This window comes from Paenibacillus timonensis, assembly GCF_022427145.1.
GTDB lineage: Bacteria > Bacillota > Bacilli > Paenibacillales > Paenibacillaceae > Fontibacillus > Fontibacillus timonensis.
In genome coordinates, this window is the sequence record NZ_JAKSXN010000014.1 from 78660 (window position 1) to 93264 (window position 14605).

15 protein-coding genes are annotated in these 14605 nt (G+C 55.1%); 12 read left to right on the plus strand and 3 right to left on the minus strand.

The genetic code is table 11. The features are described 5' to 3' along the window. The first annotated feature begins 2 nt into the window (after positions 1–2). From MJ257_RS07575 to MJ257_RS07595, 5 genes are all read left to right on the plus strand, one after another. Positions 3–1064, plus strand: coding sequence for a Gfo/Idh/MocA family protein (locus tag MJ257_RS07575; protein ID WP_240268657.1), 1062 nt, complete (start codon positions 3–5; stop codon positions 1062–1064). Beyond that, positions 1061–1903: a Gfo/Idh/MocA family oxidoreductase gene (locus MJ257_RS07580; protein ID WP_240268658.1), complete on the plus strand. Its 843-nt coding sequence runs from the start codon at positions 1061–1063 to the stop codon at positions 1901–1903. The genes MJ257_RS07575 and MJ257_RS07580 overlap by 4 nt, the downstream gene beginning before the upstream one ends. A 120-nt stretch (positions 1904–2023) precedes the next feature. Further along, entirely contained in the window at positions 2024–2494 is a 471-nt protein-coding gene (locus MJ257_RS07585) for a GNAT family N-acetyltransferase (protein ID WP_240268659.1), read from the plus strand. A gap of 37 nt (positions 2495–2531) precedes the next feature. Beyond that, on the plus strand, positions 2532–3080 hold the full coding sequence (locus tag MJ257_RS07590) for a hypothetical protein (protein WP_240268660.1): 549 nt from the start codon (positions 2532–2534) through the stop codon (positions 3078–3080). A 23-nt stretch (positions 3081–3103) separates the two neighbouring features. Next, positions 3104–3649, plus strand: coding sequence for a GNAT family N-acetyltransferase (locus tag MJ257_RS07595; protein ID WP_240268661.1), 546 nt, complete (start codon positions 3104–3106; stop codon positions 3647–3649). A gap of 85 nt (positions 3650–3734) precedes the next feature. On the opposite strand, the gene murI is transcribed toward MJ257_RS07595, so the two are convergent. Continuing rightward, positions 3735–4511: a glutamate racemase gene (gene murI, locus MJ257_RS07600; RefSeq protein ID WP_240268662.1), complete on the minus strand. Its 777-nt coding sequence runs from the start codon at positions 4509–4511 to the stop codon at positions 3735–3737. Further along, a complete protein-coding gene (locus MJ257_RS07605; RefSeq protein ID WP_240268663.1) occupies positions 4492–5190 on the minus strand; it encodes an HD domain-containing protein in 699 nt (232 codons plus the stop codon). Before MJ257_RS07605 ends, murI begins: the two co-directional genes overlap by 20 nt. A gap of 216 nt (positions 5191–5406) precedes the next feature. Here MJ257_RS07605 and MJ257_RS07610 point away from each other — a divergent pair, with 216 nt between their 5' ends. Together MJ257_RS07610 and MJ257_RS07615 are read left to right on the plus strand one after the other, a co-directional pair. Next, positions 5407–6225, plus strand: coding sequence for a VOC family protein (locus tag MJ257_RS07610; RefSeq protein WP_240268664.1), 819 nt, complete (start codon positions 5407–5409; stop codon positions 6223–6225). A 101-nt stretch (positions 6226–6326) separates the two neighbouring features. After that, complete coding sequence (locus MJ257_RS07615) at positions 6327–6869, plus strand: YgaN family protein (protein ID WP_240268665.1); 543 nt, start codon at positions 6327–6329, stop codon at positions 6867–6869. An 8-nt stretch (positions 6870–6877) separates the two neighbouring features. Here MJ257_RS07615 and MJ257_RS07620 read toward each other — a convergent pair whose 3' ends face one another. Further along, entirely contained in the window at positions 6878–7588 is a 711-nt protein-coding gene (locus tag MJ257_RS07620; RefSeq protein WP_240268666.1) for a M50 family metallopeptidase, read from the minus strand. Between the two features lie 125 nt (positions 7589–7713). Here MJ257_RS07620 and MJ257_RS07625 point away from each other — a divergent pair, with 125 nt between their 5' ends. Genes MJ257_RS07625 through MJ257_RS07645 form a run of 5 tightly spaced genes read left to right on the plus strand, consistent with a single transcriptional unit; the run spans position 7714 to position 14603 of the window. Further along, a complete protein-coding gene (locus tag MJ257_RS07625) occupies positions 7714–9495 on the plus strand; it encodes a TerB N-terminal domain-containing protein (protein ID WP_240268667.1) in 1782 nt (593 codons plus the stop codon). A 25-nt stretch (positions 9496–9520) separates the two neighbouring features. Beyond that, positions 9521–10867 (plus strand): ATP-binding protein, encoded by a 1347-nt coding sequence (locus tag MJ257_RS07630; RefSeq protein ID WP_240268668.1) that lies wholly within the window; start codon positions 9521–9523, stop codon positions 10865–10867. Further along, positions 10864–13092, plus strand: coding sequence for a DEAD/DEAH box helicase (locus MJ257_RS07635; protein ID WP_240268669.1), 2229 nt, complete (start codon positions 10864–10866; stop codon positions 13090–13092). The genes MJ257_RS07630 and MJ257_RS07635 overlap by 4 nt, the downstream gene beginning before the upstream one ends. Before the next feature lie 12 nt (positions 13093–13104). Beyond that, the gene (locus MJ257_RS07640; protein ID WP_240268670.1) at positions 13105–13959 is read left to right on the plus strand and encodes a nucleotidyltransferase domain-containing protein; all 855 of its coding nucleotides are present in this window, start codon (positions 13105–13107) and stop codon (positions 13957–13959) included. Beyond that, positions 13959–14603, plus strand: a complete 645-nt coding sequence (locus tag MJ257_RS07645) for a pentapeptide repeat-containing protein (RefSeq protein WP_240268671.1) — start codon at positions 13959–13961, stop codon at positions 14601–14603. The genes MJ257_RS07640 and MJ257_RS07645 overlap by 1 nt, the downstream gene beginning before the upstream one ends. Positions 14604–14605 lie beyond the last annotated feature (2 nt).

Genomic DNA, 14605 nt, shown 5'->3' on the forward strand with positions numbered 1-14605 from the left:
CGATGAACCAAATAACCATTGCCGTGATTGGCTGCGGCACGATTGCGAACCACGCCCATATCCCGTCCTACTTAGCTCATAAGCAGGTGAAAATCAAGTACTTTTGCGACATCCTGATGGACCGGGCGGAGGCGGCCGTCGTTAAATACGAATGCGGTCAGGCCATCACGGATTACCGGCAGATCGTTGAAGATCCGGAGGTCGATGCGGTATCCATTTGTACGCCGAACGCTTCGCACGCTTCCATCGCCATTGAATGCCTGCGGGCAGGCAAGCATGTCCTGTGCGAAAAACCGGCAGCCCGCACTTACGCCGAAGCCCTGGAGATGCAGAAGGTTCAGCATGAGACGGGTAAAATTCTGAATATCGGGGTGGTCAACCGGTACAACGAAAGCGTCAACCGCATCAAAAAAATGATTCAAAACGGCGAGCTCGGCGAGCTTTATCATGTGTATGCCAGCTTCCGCTCGCACCGGTCGATTCCGGGATTGGGCGGCGCTTTCACCACGAAAGCCATCGCCGGCGGCGGCGCGCTGATCGATTGGGGCGTTCATTTCCTCGACATCGTCATGTATTGCGCGGGGGATCCAAAGCCCAAAACTGTCACGGGCCAGGCCTACTCCAAGCTGGGGAAAGACATGGCCAACTATACGTACCTCAAAATGTGGGCGGGCCCGCCGGACTATAGCGGCACCTATGATGTCGACGATTTCGTGACCGCGCTGATCCGCACCGAAGGCCCCACCATCTCCTTGAACGGAGCCTGGGCCCAGAACATCGGGGTCGAGGAGATGTTTATCGACTTCCTGGGCGACAAGGGCGGCATCCGGTTGAACTATGGCGGGGACTTCACCTTCTATACGGCGACAGACGGCGCTTTGACCGAAACGACGCCGAAATTCACCTCCGGCAATATGTATCAACAGGAAATCGACGGCTTTCTGGAGTGCATCCAAACGGGAGAGAAGCAGCCCTCGCATATCGACACCGTCATCCTGTCCTCCCGAATCATCCAAGCCATCTATGATTCGTCCGACAAGGGGGAGGAAATCGCCATCCCATGAAAAAAATCGGGTTTATCGACCTGCATCTGGACCAGTTTCACGCCAACAAATATCCTGGTTGGATCGAGCAGGCTACCGCCGGCGCCATGAAGGTGACGTATGCGTATGGGAAAAGGGACAAGGAGAACGGACGCACAAACGAGGCTTGGAGCAAGGATAATGGAATCGAATTGCTGCCGTCCATCCAAGACGTTGTCGAGCGAAGCGACTACTTGATCGTGTTGTCTCCCGACAACCCGGAAGTTCACGAGGAATTGTCGCAGCTGCCGCTCCGGTCAGGCAAGCCGACCTACATCGACAAGACGTTTGCTCCGGACCGGGACACGGCGGTTCGCCTCTTCGAGTTGGCCGTGAAGCACGGAACGCCGATGTATTCGACGTCCGCGCTCCGTTTTGCCAGCGAATATGCGGAGATCGACCCGGCAGGAATTCAAACGATCAGCAGCTGGGGGCCGGGCGCTTTCTCCAACTATTCGATCCATCAAATCGAGCCCATCGTGAGCCTGATGGGAGCGGATCCGCAGCGCGTAATGTATACCGGAACGGCGGATTCGCCCGCGCTTCTCATCGATTTCTGGGAAGGCCGCCGCGCTACGATCCACCACTTGGGGGACAACTGCCCTTTTACGCTTGGCATCAAATACGGCAATGGAAACTTTGCGCAAGCCTCTGCGGTCTCCAATTTCTTTGAGCCGTTCATCCGGAACCTGGTAACGTTCTTCGAAACCGGTCAGCCGGCGGTCGATCCGGCGGAAACCGTAGCCGTAATCACCCTGATCGAGCACGGGAAGAAGGCGGCGGAAACGCCGGAAACATGGGTAAATCTGCCGTCTTCGTGATCGTTGAACTGAATCTCAAACCCACCTTCGCTTGAGGGTGGGTTTTTATGTAAAAATGTCATTGTCGGTTTGCTTTCCCAACGGGATAATGAGGGGAATAATCCTAGGGAGGACAAGACAATGAGAATTCGAGAAGCAACAATGGAAGATATCGAAGGCATCCAAAAGCTTTATTGGGAGCTGGATACGGACGCCGTGTTCTACCAACCTTCCAGGTTCGTACGTACGGAACGGCCCGTTGGTTTTCTCATCGACACGATCAACGATGCAAAATCAGCGATTCTGGTCGTGGAAGATGAAGATGAAAGGAAATTGATGGGTTTCTCCTTGCTGCAAGAGAAGGAAACGCCGAAAATCAGCTGCCTCCAAGAGAAAAAGTATGTTTACGTCCTGGATATCGTCATCTCCGAGGAGGATAGAAACCGCGGTTTGGGATCGAAGTTGCTGGAGTCGTCCAAGGACTGGGGGAAGCGGCGAGGCCTGGATTTCTTAAGATTGTCGGTGTTTGAGGAGAATTCCAAAGGAATCCGGTTTTACGAAAACAACGGCCTAACCGCTACGATGAGAACGATGGAATGTGATTTATGCTAGGGATAAGTTAACAAAGCACTTGGAAGAAGGAGATTGCGTGTCCGGAGCTTATATGTTATATCACTATTTTGAGAAGGACCTCGGACCGTTTCGGAATCTCTCAAGCCTGCCGGTAGAGCGTGCTTTGGAAGTATCCGAGCAAATCAGGCAGGAAGGCAAATCATTTGCCAGCCGAAGGTCGGCCGAGTACATGTTGATTCGAAAGGAACTCGAACAAACCGCAAGAGAACGATTTATCGTAAAAGGGGGCCAACCCCAAAATGCATATCCGCATTATATGACGCTGGAGTCCTGCGATTGGCTGAAGACATGGTATACTCGGCCGGATTGGATTCGGATCAACTGGGATGAATTCCAGGAAACCTCAATCAGTTTTACTTACGGCGATCTTTTCCCGACCATGAGGTATCAGGAGGATAAGCCGTACCGGAGACAAGTCTACACCAAGCGAGAAATCGTCGAAGTCATCGCGGAATACGGTTTGCCGCAGGTGTGGAACAGGCTCGGAGATCATGGGCCGGAACGATACATCGAGGTCCAAATTTGGGATGACGAAGTGCTGCGGAGATTTATGCCTAACGATTAGAGCAGGTAGAGCGGGGGTTATCTATGAAAAATGAAATCACAACGAAACGCATGACGCTCCAAATGATCGATGATTCCTATGCGGATCAGGTATTGGCGTTTGTCGTCCGGAATAAAACCCATCTTGAGGAGTGGGAACCGCTAAGAACGGAGGACTTCTATGCTTACTCGGTTCAACAAGAAATTCTGCAGGACGAGGCGGCCAAGATCCAAGAAGGATCGCTCCGGAAATTTTGGTTATTCCGAAGTGGCCGGATCATCGGGTCGGTGGCGCTGAGCAATATTGTAAGAGGCGCGTTCCAGTCCTGCCATCTGGGTTATAAGATCGATGAACAGGAACAAGGAAAAGGATTGATGACCGAAGCCGTCGAAGCAGTGGTGGACCATGCGTTCCATGAATTGCGCCTGCATCGGATTGAAGCGAACATCATGCCAAGAAACCAGGCCTCGCTTCGCGTGGTCCAGAAGCTGGGATTTCAAAACGAAGGGATATCAAGTAAATACTTAAAGATCAACGGGAAGTGGGAAGATCATATTCATATGGTTCTATTAAACGAAGAGATGGAGTAAATCGAGTTCCGAGTCTACGCGGCAAAAAAAGCCCTGTCCTGACCGTTCATTCGCCAAGACAAGGCTTTACGCGGGCAGCGTAGGATTATCGATATTGCGATTGCAGGTAATCCAACGCTCGCGCCATTTTTGCCAGATAAGCGGGATTTTCGCCCGAGCAACTAAACTCGATATGGCCCGTATACTCCTGAGCGGGACTGGCCGATCCGCCGATTAAGGAGCACAGCCGCTCTACCGTGCCTTGGCTGCCGTCAATCAGTTCGATATGCGGAGGCAGAATTTGCTGTAAAATGCTTTTGTAATAAGGAAAATGCGTGCACCCGAGCACGATCGTGCTGTATTGTCCCAAATCGATGCCGGAAAGCTTGCGGCTGAAATAACGCTCGATTTCGTCTCGGTCGAACTGCAGTTGCTCGCAATATTGCACCAGTTCCGGCAGCGGCATGGAATCCACCACTTTGTGGTCGTCCACCCGGGCCACCAGGTCGGTATATTTCGATAGGCTTAACGTCAATGAAGTCGCAAAAACCAGCACCCGTTTACCGGCGGCTTGGCTTCGTTTGACGGCCGGTTTGACGGCCGGCTCCATGCCGATGATCGGAATGTCGTACATGCGCCGAAGCTCTTCGATTGCCGCGCTGGTTGCGGTATTGCAGGCCACGACCAAAGCTTTGATCTCTTCCCGCATGATGGTGCTTACCGATTCCTGAACGAATCGCTTCACCTCGGGCAGCGTTTTGGTCCCGTACGGCACGTGGAGGGTATCGGCAAAATAAAGAAAATCTTCCTTAGGCAACCTCCTCATGGCCTCCGTCAACACGCTCAAGCCTCCGATGCCTGAATCAAAAAATGCGATTCTCACTCATATCACCTGAATTTGTTGTGGTTTGTTCATCCTGATGTTCGTCTGTGGCATCCCATTCCCGGTAAAACTGCTCCAAGAATCCCAGCATAAATTCATGCCGCGATTCGGCCAGTTTCCGGGCATGCCGGGTATTCATCAAGTCTTTCAATTTCAATAGCTTTTCGTAAAAATGATAAATCGTCGTTTTCTCGCGGCTTCGATAATCGAAATCCGAGAAATCCCGCCCCGGTTCATGCATGGACCTGCCTCTGGACCCTCCAAAGGCAAACGTTCTGGCCACGCCGATGGCGCCAATGGCGTCAAGCCGGTCGGCATCCTGAACGATTTGCCCGGCGAGCGTAGACATCGGAGGGTTCTTCCCGCCATTATAAGACATCGTGGAGATGATCTCCATCACTTCGCCCGTGACGGACGGATCTCCGACATGTTCATCCAGCCAGCTGCGTACCTTATGCAATCCCGCTTCCTTGGATGGATTCAGCTTCTCGTCCGCTACGTCATGCAGCAACGCCGCAAGCTCGCATACGAACAAATCCGCCTTCTCCTTGCGAGCGATGGCCAGAGCCGTATTCCGGACTCGATGAATATGCCACCAGTCGTGGCCGCTTCCGTCTCCGCTGTGCACGTTTTGCACGAATTGCTCGGCCTGTTCAATGATTTGCTGCCGCCGGTCCATCCACACCGTTCCTTTCCCATTTCCAGCTCATAGAAACATCGAATACCATCTTACCTCAAAATCGCCAATCTTTAAACTTGTTTTGTTATACCCAGTCGCATTATATGAACGAAAGATTCGGAAGGAAGCGGCACTTCTTACGAATATTTTCCTTTATCAAACGGACGGGTTCAGCGATAATAGGATTGGAAATATGTGTATGAGGGAGGTTTCCCTATGGCAACGGGCAAAGAGATCCCCGAGCTTTATTTTGACGGTCAATCTATCGATGTGTTGTGGGATAACCATGATCAGGTCATAAAGTGGTTCGAGACGTACTTCGGCTGGAAGATCCTTCGGCAAGAGAACTGGAAAGTCGATCCTCGCTGTTCACAAGGCAAAATGACCCAGATGGACTTCGGGACCTGGCTGGTTACTTATCTTACGGAGACCCGGCTTCCTCATCATTATGCCGAACGAGGCACAGTGGAACCCGACCTGCGAGTGTGTTTTCGAACCCGGGAATTGGATCGTCTGCGGCGCGCTTTCGTGACCGACGGAGTGCGGGTATCTGCCGTGTATGCGGGACCCAAAACCAGGTATTTCGATGTGTGGGCTACCGCCGAAGGCATTCGTTTAACGCTCCAGGAGGATTTGACGCTGCCTTCCTCCGATTTGGCGCCCTCCTGGGTTAGGCTGGGGGTCAGCCGATTAAACGAGTCGATTCAATGGTACGGGCAACATCTGGGCATGAAGTGCGTGGAACATCATCCGGCCGGCGGCTACGCGGTGATGGAGCTGAAGTTAAATCATTCGGAAGAGAAGTCGCTTTGGGTGCTTGAACAAAAAAAAGATGAGGCTTACGCGGGCAAAGTGGACGGTCAGGTCCAGCCGATCTGCTGGATTCGGGAGCGGCAGGACTTTTTCAAGTATCATCAATATCTAAAACAACGCGGAATCGAAACCTCCGGAATCGGCGGATTTCTGACCCAAGGATTGGTAAGCTTTCATTTCTATGATCCGGACGGGAATCGATTTAACGTCAGCAGTTTGTGAGGTGCAGAATGCGAAAATTCATCAATCCCATCATGGCCTGTCTACTCCTTGCTTTCCTGGTCCTATCGGGTTGCGAAAAGAGCGGTTCGGAGACGGTGAACTTGGACAATCATTTACCGGGAAAGGAGATCGACGGCATCTCCATTCAAACCTTGCCCATGGAGAATGAGGAATATGCCATTTTGAAAGCGGCAGGTTCCGGGAATACGATGATATTTGACGTGAACCTAGGAGTGACCGGGGCTGATCGGGTTCATTTTTGGATCGACCAGTACGTAAATGGGGAAAGCAAAGGATCCGTACTTGGGCTGGAAACTTCAATAGAAGAGATCAGCGATCATCCCTTTAGGCTGTATTTAACGACCCTTGGCATGAGGAACGGGGACGAAGTTTGGACGCTTGCTTTCAGGCATAAAGGAAACGTGGTCAGCTCCAAAACGGAAATCCCCAAAGGCGATTTAGATAGTGCAATGACCCACTCCATGCAGCCAACTACCGTAAACCCTAATGAAACGGTCGTTTTGGGTGTGATCGCAAGAAACAAGGGGAAGGACCATATGGAGTCCAGCGACGATGTCGACGCAATGATCCGTGATAACCAGGAAGTTCACGTGCTGAGATGTACGATCGTGAAGGACAGATGAGGTCGATCCTACGGGCTCACCGAGCTCGATCCGCTCATCCTTCTTTTCTCCCGGCTTCGTCTGCGGTCATTCCAATACAATTGCAGCGCGGACAAGGCGCAAATGAGCGAAATGGCCAGAAATATCAACGACCACACCAGAGGGGAAACCCCCGTAAGCTGGGCCAGATTCGTCGCGTCTCCGGCTTGGCCGGGAGAAACGATGGAATTCAGCAGCAGCGTGACCGGCCCCATCACCGACTCCTCCAAGCATAAAAACGCCAGCAGTAAGTAGTAGAAATTGCGAATTCGTCCCCCCAAAAGGAAAAACGCCAAGTTTATCAATAGAAACAGGATCAACCAGCCCCGGCCGTATCCCGAGCGCACAAACAGCACCAACGAAACCAACGCTAACATACTGATAAGGACGAGGCCGGCGGCTTGGTTTTGACGGGAATAACCGAAGAACATAGCTACCGCGAACAGGGAAGCCGAGATATAACCGGCCAAGGATACGGCTAATTGGCTCCATCCCGAGGCCAGCACCGAATAGGTGACGCCGCTGTGATCCGGGTGCAATTCAATGCGGAGCACCTGTCCGGACGCCAGCAAGGTGACGATCGCATGGCCCAGCTCATGGACCATCGTATCCAGCATGCGGAACCAGTCGGAAAAAGGAATCAATCGGGTCAACACCGCCGCCCCGACCAGAAACAACAAGGCCTTCAGCCATTTATTCATCAAGCATTCGCCCTCCCTGGCAACTTGCAGTTGCTTTTCATTATAAGGGAGGGCAAAATAGTATTCAAAAGGCGAACAAATTTTCGGTTCGATGGTATAATGGTCGTGACGGAGGTTTTGGAACGATGAACGACGGAGCGGACGAGAAACGCAGCTTTTTCAGCCCACATTTACATAGAGATCGGGAACGGCAGACGAGCCTTGAACCCCGGTTAACTTTTGCCGAATTGGAAGTGGAAGACGTCACGAAGCAGGTGAGCGGCAAGACGGAGCCGATAAGCCGCGTCGTAGCTCCGGACCTTTGGGAGCGCGACGCGGATTGGCGGCAGGATTTCCGATATCTTTCCCGGGAGCAGCGGTTTGTCCAGAAAGCGAAGGAACTGGAGGCAGCCGTAGAGGATACGGCGGAATTTGTTCCTTTTCAGACCTACTGGCCGACCTATGATGAGATGCAGCCGAGGCAACTGAAATGGTATTTGTTCTGGCGAGAGGAGGTCCGTTCCGGACGTTACCCGGACACCGATCTTTCTTACCTGTTCGTCTATTTGTACGAGCTGATCCATGGGATCGGCTGGTCGGAGCCCGCCGAGGGGTATGCCTTGATGGAACGGGTCTGGCAGGGGTATCGGCAGCGTTACCCCAAGCTGGATCTTTACGTGCGGGAATGGTTATACGATCTGGCGTTGGTGTTCCAGCTAGAGGAGCTGCCCGCGGAGCCGATGGCCAAGCTGCCACGGAATCTGTCGATGGAGCTGAAGGAGCTGGAGTGGCGCAGAAGATTCGCCGCCGATCCTTTGGAGCTGAGCTGGGATCTGCTGATCACGTTGACCGATTACGATGCGGAGAAAAGTCGGTTTTACTTGGAGCAAGGGCGCAAGGACATGCGGAGCTACGTACCGAAGGTCATTTCGCTGGTCGACGGCTATCTCTTAAGGAGCAAGGGAATCCGAATTCTGGAGCTGTTTAAGCCGATGGAGACCAAAGTCTCCCGCTTCTTGTTCCGCAGCGCCGTGTACGACCATGATTTATACGGGCGCACCAAAACGGTCTCCATCTTGCCCTATAGCGGGCATCCGCCGCTTCGCGCGTTCCTGACGCAGCTCGTTCGCCTGACGGAGAACAAACTGCGCGAGTTGACCGGGTTTAAAGGCAAGCTGCGGGGGATCGAGGTGGGGCCGGAAATCGAACAGCTGGTCGGCCGATACCTCAGCAAGGAATTCGAGCGTCGGAAGGCCGAAGAAGCGAAAGCCCGGACGCCTAAGGTGAAAATTAACGCCGCGAAATTGCGCAAACTGCAGCAGGAATCCAACGAGGTACGGGACATGCTGCTTAGTGAGGAGCTGACGCTTGCGTTTGCGCCAGAAGCTCCTGGCCTGCCGCCGGAGCGGATCGTAACTCCGCTCGGGAAGAAGTCCGTTGAACCGCTGCAACCGACCTTTGATTTTGAGCGGGGGTATGATCCGATGCCGGAGGATACCGCGGTGTGGTCCGTGAGCGCGATCCCGACCGGAGAACGAACGGAGAAAACGGCCAACGATTCGCAATCGCCGTATCCAGCGGTAGAAGTTCTTCGGGCATCGACCGAAGAACGAACCGGCGCCGAGGAGACCGGGAGAGAGCCGATGGCGAACCTGCCGGAGGAATGGCAGGAGCTGTTTATGAGCCTCACTGCGCCCCAGGCGCAAATGCTGGCTGCCTTGCTCCAGGGGCATAGCGCTGCGAAACGCCAAACCATTGCGGAACAGGCCGGCTCCATGCCCGAGCTGCTGATTGATGAAATCAATGAGCTGGCGATGGAGCGGATCGGGGATCTTCTCATTGACGGGGACGAAGTTGTGGACGACTACCGCGCAGTGCTCGACGAGTGGCTTTCCACCCAACGCGAAGCGCTGGGGGATAGAGGATAAGTTTTGAACGATGAGGTGATGGTGGATGAAACAGGTGCAAATCCCGAAACGGCTGACCACGGCGCTCGTCAATTCCTTGACGGCCGGGGTCGTGCCGCGGGTAGGACTGGAGCATATCGCGGTCGGGCGTAAACCGGAGGTGGCGTCGATCCTGCAGGACATGGACAATATCGCGGAAGGCGGAGCGGCTTTTCGCTTGATCACGGGGCGTTACGGGAGCGGGAAGAGCTTCCTGCTCCAGATGATCCGCAATTATGCCATGGACCGCGACTTCGTGGTGGCCGACGCCGATCTGTCGCCGGAGCGGCGGCTGGTTGGAACGAAAGGTCAGGGCCTGGCGACTTACCGGGAGATGATGATGCATTTATCCACCCGGACGCGGCCGGACGGCGGCGCGCTGGAGACGATGCTGCAGAAGTGGATCGCTGCCCTCCAGCAGGAGCAAATGCAGGCCACCGGCCTGCGTCCCGGCGATCCGCAGCTGCATGACGCGGTCGAGCTGCGGATCTATGCGGTGACGAACGAGATGCAGAGTCTCGTGCACGGATTTGATTTTGCCAAGGTGCTGGCGGCTTATTGGTCGGGATACAAGCTGGGCGATGATGACCGGAAAGCGGCAGCCTTGCGCTGGCTGCGCGGAGAGGTTCCGACCAAAACGGAGGCGCGCCAGGAGCTGGGCGTCGGCGTCATCATTGATGATGACAACTGGTACGACTACATGAAGTTGTGGGCGGAGTTTGCGGTGCGCATCGGGTATCGCGGGCTGCTGCTGTTCATCGATGAGGGCGTGAACCTGTACAAAATCACGAACAGCGTCTCCCGCCAAAGCAATTACGAGAAACTTCTGACGATGTTCAACGACACGATGCAGGGCAAAGCCCAGTACCTCGGCATTTACCTGGGCGGAACGCCGCAGTTCGTGGAGGACGAGCGCCGGGGGCTGTTCAGCTACGATGCCTTGCGTTCGCGGCTGATGGACGGACGTTACAGCAGCGGGACGCGCCGTTCGTATACCTCGCCGATCCTGAAGCTGGACATGCTGTCGCATGAGGAGATCCTGCTGTTGCTGCAGAAGCTGCGCGAGATTCACGCGCTGCATTTCGGGTATGAAATGCGCCTGACCGATGAGCAGTTGATCGCCTTCATGCAGGCGGCGGTGAATCGGCTCGGGGCCGAGGAGCTGCTCACGACCCGGGAGGTCGTGCGCGATTTCATGGATGTGCTCCACCTGCTGCATCAGCAGCCTGCTTTGTCGTTCGAGGAACTGATGGGGGAACGGGAGCAGGAATACGCGGCATCCGGAAGCCAAGGGGCCAAGGACAAGGGCGGCACCGACGAGCTGGATGATTTTTTGGCGGAGTTTGAGCTATGAGCGGGGGGGATTCGTTTTCCCGATTGGCGCCGTTCATTCAGGAATATATTTACCGCAAAAAATGGGACTCGCTGCGGGATGCCCAAGTCGAAGCCTGCCGCGTGCTGTTCGATACGCCGCATCATCTTCTGATCGCGTCGGGCACTGCGTCGGGGAAGACGGAGGCGGCCTTTTTCCCTGCGCTTACGGAGCTTTACCACCGGCCTTCGGAATCCGTCGGCATTCTCTACATCGGACCGCTGAAGGCGCTGATCAACGATCAGTTCGAGCGGATCAAAGAGCTGCTGCGTGATGGGGAGGTGCCCGTCTGGCATTGGCACGGCGACGTCGCGCAAGCGGAGAAAACGAAGCTGATGCAGCGCCCCTGCGGCGTGCTGCAAATTACTCCCGAATCGTTGGAAGGGCTGCTCATGAACCGCCCCAATGCGATCCCGGCGTTGTTCCATGATCTGCGGTATATCATGATCGACGAGGTGCACGCGTTTATGGGGGCCGATCGGGGGATTCAGGTCATCAGCCAATTGACCCGATTAGAGCGTATGGCTTCCTGTACGCCGAGGCGGATCGGCTTGTCGGCTACGCTCGGCGATTACGATATTGCCGCTCGTTGGCTTGGGGCGGGGACGCCGCAGCCGGTGGAGGTGGTCTCCCCGCAGGGCGGGCGCAAGCTGAAGCTGTCGGTCGAACACTTCTCCTTCCCGGATGCCCGGGACGAACGGGAAGCGGAGCATCTGGAGCTGGCCAAGCAGAAGTATTACAACTTCGTTTACGATAACACCCATCGCAAAAAAGCGCTCGTCTTCACCAACAGCCGCACCGACGCCGAACTGACCACGCTGGAGCTGCGCCGGATTGCGGCGAAGCGGGAGGAGCGTGACGTGTTCCATATCCATCACGGCAGCATTTCCGCGATGCTGCGCGAGGAGACCGAGGCCGCGCTGCGCTCCGGCCCCGGCCCGGCGGTGGCCGCAGCGACGGTGACGCTGGAGCTCGGCATCGACCTCGGGGAGCTGGAGCGAGTCATCCAGCTCGGCGCGCCGTACAGCTGCTCCAGCTTCGTGCAGCGGCTGGGCCGCTCCGGCCGGCGCGAAGACCAGGCATCGGAGATGATGTTCCTCTGCGCGGAAGAGGAAGACGAGGACGCCCAATTGCCAGCGCGCATGCCGTGGATGTTGCTGCGGGCGATCGCCGTTATTGAGCTGTATGTACGCGAGCGTTGGGTGGAACCGGTGGATCTGCGCAAGAAGCCGGTTGGCGTGTTGTACCATCAGACGATGAGCACGCTGAAAAGCATCGGTGAAGCGGAGCCGGCCGATTTGGCTCGGGCCGTGCTGACGCTGCCGGCATTTCGCGGCGTCGAGCCCGAGGAGTACAAAGGGATGCTGCAATATTTGCTGCAGACCGATCATGTCCAGCAGACCGAAGAAGGTACGCTGATCATCGGACTGGGCGGGGAAAAGGTGGTCAACAATTTCCGCTTCTATGCCGTCTTTAAGGATGATGAAGAACATGTCGTCTACAACGGCTCCGAGGAAATCGGCAGCATCACCACCGTCCCGCCGCCGGGATATTGCTTCTCGCTGGCCGGGAAGCTGTGGAAGGTCGAGGAAGTGGACAGCAAGCATAAGGCGGTGTACGTGAAATCCTCCCGCGGCAAGGTGGATACGCTTTGGCTTGGTGCCGGGGGAGACGTCCATACCCGGGTCATGCAGAAGATGCGCCAGGTATTGGAGGAGCATACCTTGTACCCGTATCTCGCCCCGGGCGCGGCCAACCGCTTGGAGCGGGCGCGCCGGTTAGCCCGGGAGAGCGGGCTGTTGAACAGTCCCGTCATCCCGGCGGGCGGCGATTCGCTGTTTATTTTGCCGTGGGCAGGAAGTAAGCAATTCCGCACGCTGGAACGTCTGCTGAAGCATAACCTGACGGACCCGATGGGGCTGCGCCAGGTCGTTCCGATGGAACCTTATTATATGGTTGTGGCGGGGAGAGCGGGCGCCAAGGAGCTGCTAGCCGCCATTCAGGCGGAACTGGCTTCGGTTCCACATCCGGAGGCGCTGCTGGCTGCGTCGGAAGCCCCTTATCTGGGCAAATACGATGAGTTTGTGCCGCCTGAGCTGGTACGGCGCGCTTTTGCCGTGGACGGGCTGGATGTAAAGGGCTTGGCCGAGGCTTTGGAAGCCGCGGGGAAGCCAAGCGAATTTCGCTCGGGCAGTTCTGACGAGTAGAGGAGGTCAACCATGGGGATCGAGCCGATACTAGAACGTATCGTTAACCGCCTGCAGGGAACGGAAGGCCTTCAAGCCATCGTATTGGGAGGATCGCGGGCGACGAACACCCATCGTCCCGATTCGGACATTGACATCGGCCTGTACTATGAAGGCGAGAATGGCCTGGATATCGCTGGGTTGAGTCAAGTCGCAACGGAACTCGACGATCAGCATCGAAGCGGGCTGATGACGGGCATCGGCGAATGGGGGCCGGGGGTCAATGGCGGCGGTTGGCTCCTCATCGGCGGATATCACGTAGACTTATTGTACCGGGATATGACGGCTGTCCGAAAGGCAGTTGAGGATGGTTGTGAAGGCAGAGTCCAAATGATGTACCAGACTGGACATCCCCATGCTTTCCTGAACAGTATGTATATGGGAGAGGTGGCGGTATGCCGGATCTTGTGGGAACATGAGAGCCGGTTGACCCGGTTGAAAGCCCGGACTTCTCCTTATCCGCCGCTACTGCGAGAGGGGATGCTGCGCCAGTTTCTGTTTGAAGCGGGCTTTTCCCTGATGTTCATGGAAGCCAATGCCGATCGTGACGATGTCTCTTATGTAGCCGGACATGCCTTTCGATGTGTGTCCAGTCTCAACCAGGCACTGTATGCAATAAATGGCCGCTATTGCCTGAACGAGAAAAAAGCGGTGCGTAACATTCAATCGTTTGCCGTCAAACCCGAACGTTACAAGGAACGAATCGATCTGGTATACCGAAAGCTGGGACCGGATCCAGAGGGAATCCGCGAAAGCATCCACGAACTCCGAACCTTGATGGATGAAGTAAATGAATTGGCGAAGACGTCAACCGGGGAGGAATCTTGATGGCCGCAAAATCGAAAATTAGCCTCCCGCAGCTCTCGGCCGATTTAACGCCAGCCGATTGGGACGTTGTGCTGGGCGATGAGGACCATGAGCTGGTCGGAGCAACGGTGGCCGGTGCTTCCTATGAGCATGGGGTAATGGAGAAATGCATCTTATCCAAAGTGGTGCTTCGGGGTTGTTCTTTTGTCGGTACCGTCTTCGAGCGGATGGACATGACTGACGTCGTGCTGGAGAATTGCGATTTGTCCAATGCGGTGCTGGAAAAAGCCATCATCCATCGGGTGCATTTCAAGGACTGCAAGTTGACGGGGCTGAATCTGTCCAAAATCAATGCAGGCTCCGTGACGTTTGAACATTGTATTATGAATATAAGCGACCTTGTGGAAGCTTCCTTAAAACAGGTGAGATTTCTGAACTGCTCCCTGCAGAACGTGAATTTTTACGGCTGCAAATTCAAGGAGGTGGAGCTGCTGGGCTCTGATCTGAATGAGGCCGATTTTAACGATACCTCATTAAAGGGAATGGACATCAGCACCTGCACGTTCGAACGCGTGGATATCCCTGCTTATGCCTTGGCAGGCTGCACGGTTTCTCCGGAACAGGCGATCGGCTTTGCCAAACTGCTTGGCTTGATCGTAAAATAGAA

Coding starts and splice junctions, on each gene's coding strand:
- MJ257_RS07575 (WP_240268657.1), top strand. CDS start 3: ATGAACCAAATAACCATTGCCGTGATTGGCTGCGGCACGATTGCGAAC.
- MJ257_RS07580 (WP_240268658.1), top strand. CDS start 1,061: ATGAAAAAAATCGGGTTTATCGACCTGCATCTGGACCAGTTTCACGCC.
- MJ257_RS07640 (WP_240268670.1), top strand. CDS start 13,105: ATGGGGATCGAGCCGATACTAGAACGTATCGTTAACCGCCTGCAGGGA.
- MJ257_RS07585 (WP_240268659.1), top strand. CDS start 2,024: ATGAGAATTCGAGAAGCAACAATGGAAGATATCGAAGGCATCCAAAAG.
- MJ257_RS07625 (WP_240268667.1), top strand. CDS start 7,714: ATGAACGACGGAGCGGACGAGAAACGCAGCTTTTTCAGCCCACATTTA.
- MJ257_RS07645 (WP_240268671.1), top strand. CDS start 13,959: ATGGCCGCAAAATCGAAAATTAGCCTCCCGCAGCTCTCGGCCGATTTA.
- MJ257_RS07595 (WP_240268661.1), top strand. CDS start 3,104: ATGAAAAATGAAATCACAACGAAACGCATGACGCTCCAAATGATCGAT.
- MJ257_RS07630 (WP_240268668.1), top strand. CDS start 9,521: ATGAAACAGGTGCAAATCCCGAAACGGCTGACCACGGCGCTCGTCAAT.
- MJ257_RS07620 (WP_240268666.1), bottom strand. CDS start 7,588: ATGAATAAATGGCTGAAGGCCTTGTTGTTTCTGGTCGGGGCGGCGGTG.
- MJ257_RS07605 (WP_240268663.1), bottom strand. CDS start 5,190: ATGGACCGGCGGCAGCAAATCATTGAACAGGCCGAGCAATTCGTGCAA.
- MJ257_RS07610 (WP_240268664.1), top strand. CDS start 5,407: ATGGCAACGGGCAAAGAGATCCCCGAGCTTTATTTTGACGGTCAATCT.
- MJ257_RS07635 (WP_240268669.1), top strand. CDS start 10,864: ATGAGCGGGGGGGATTCGTTTTCCCGATTGGCGCCGTTCATTCAGGAA.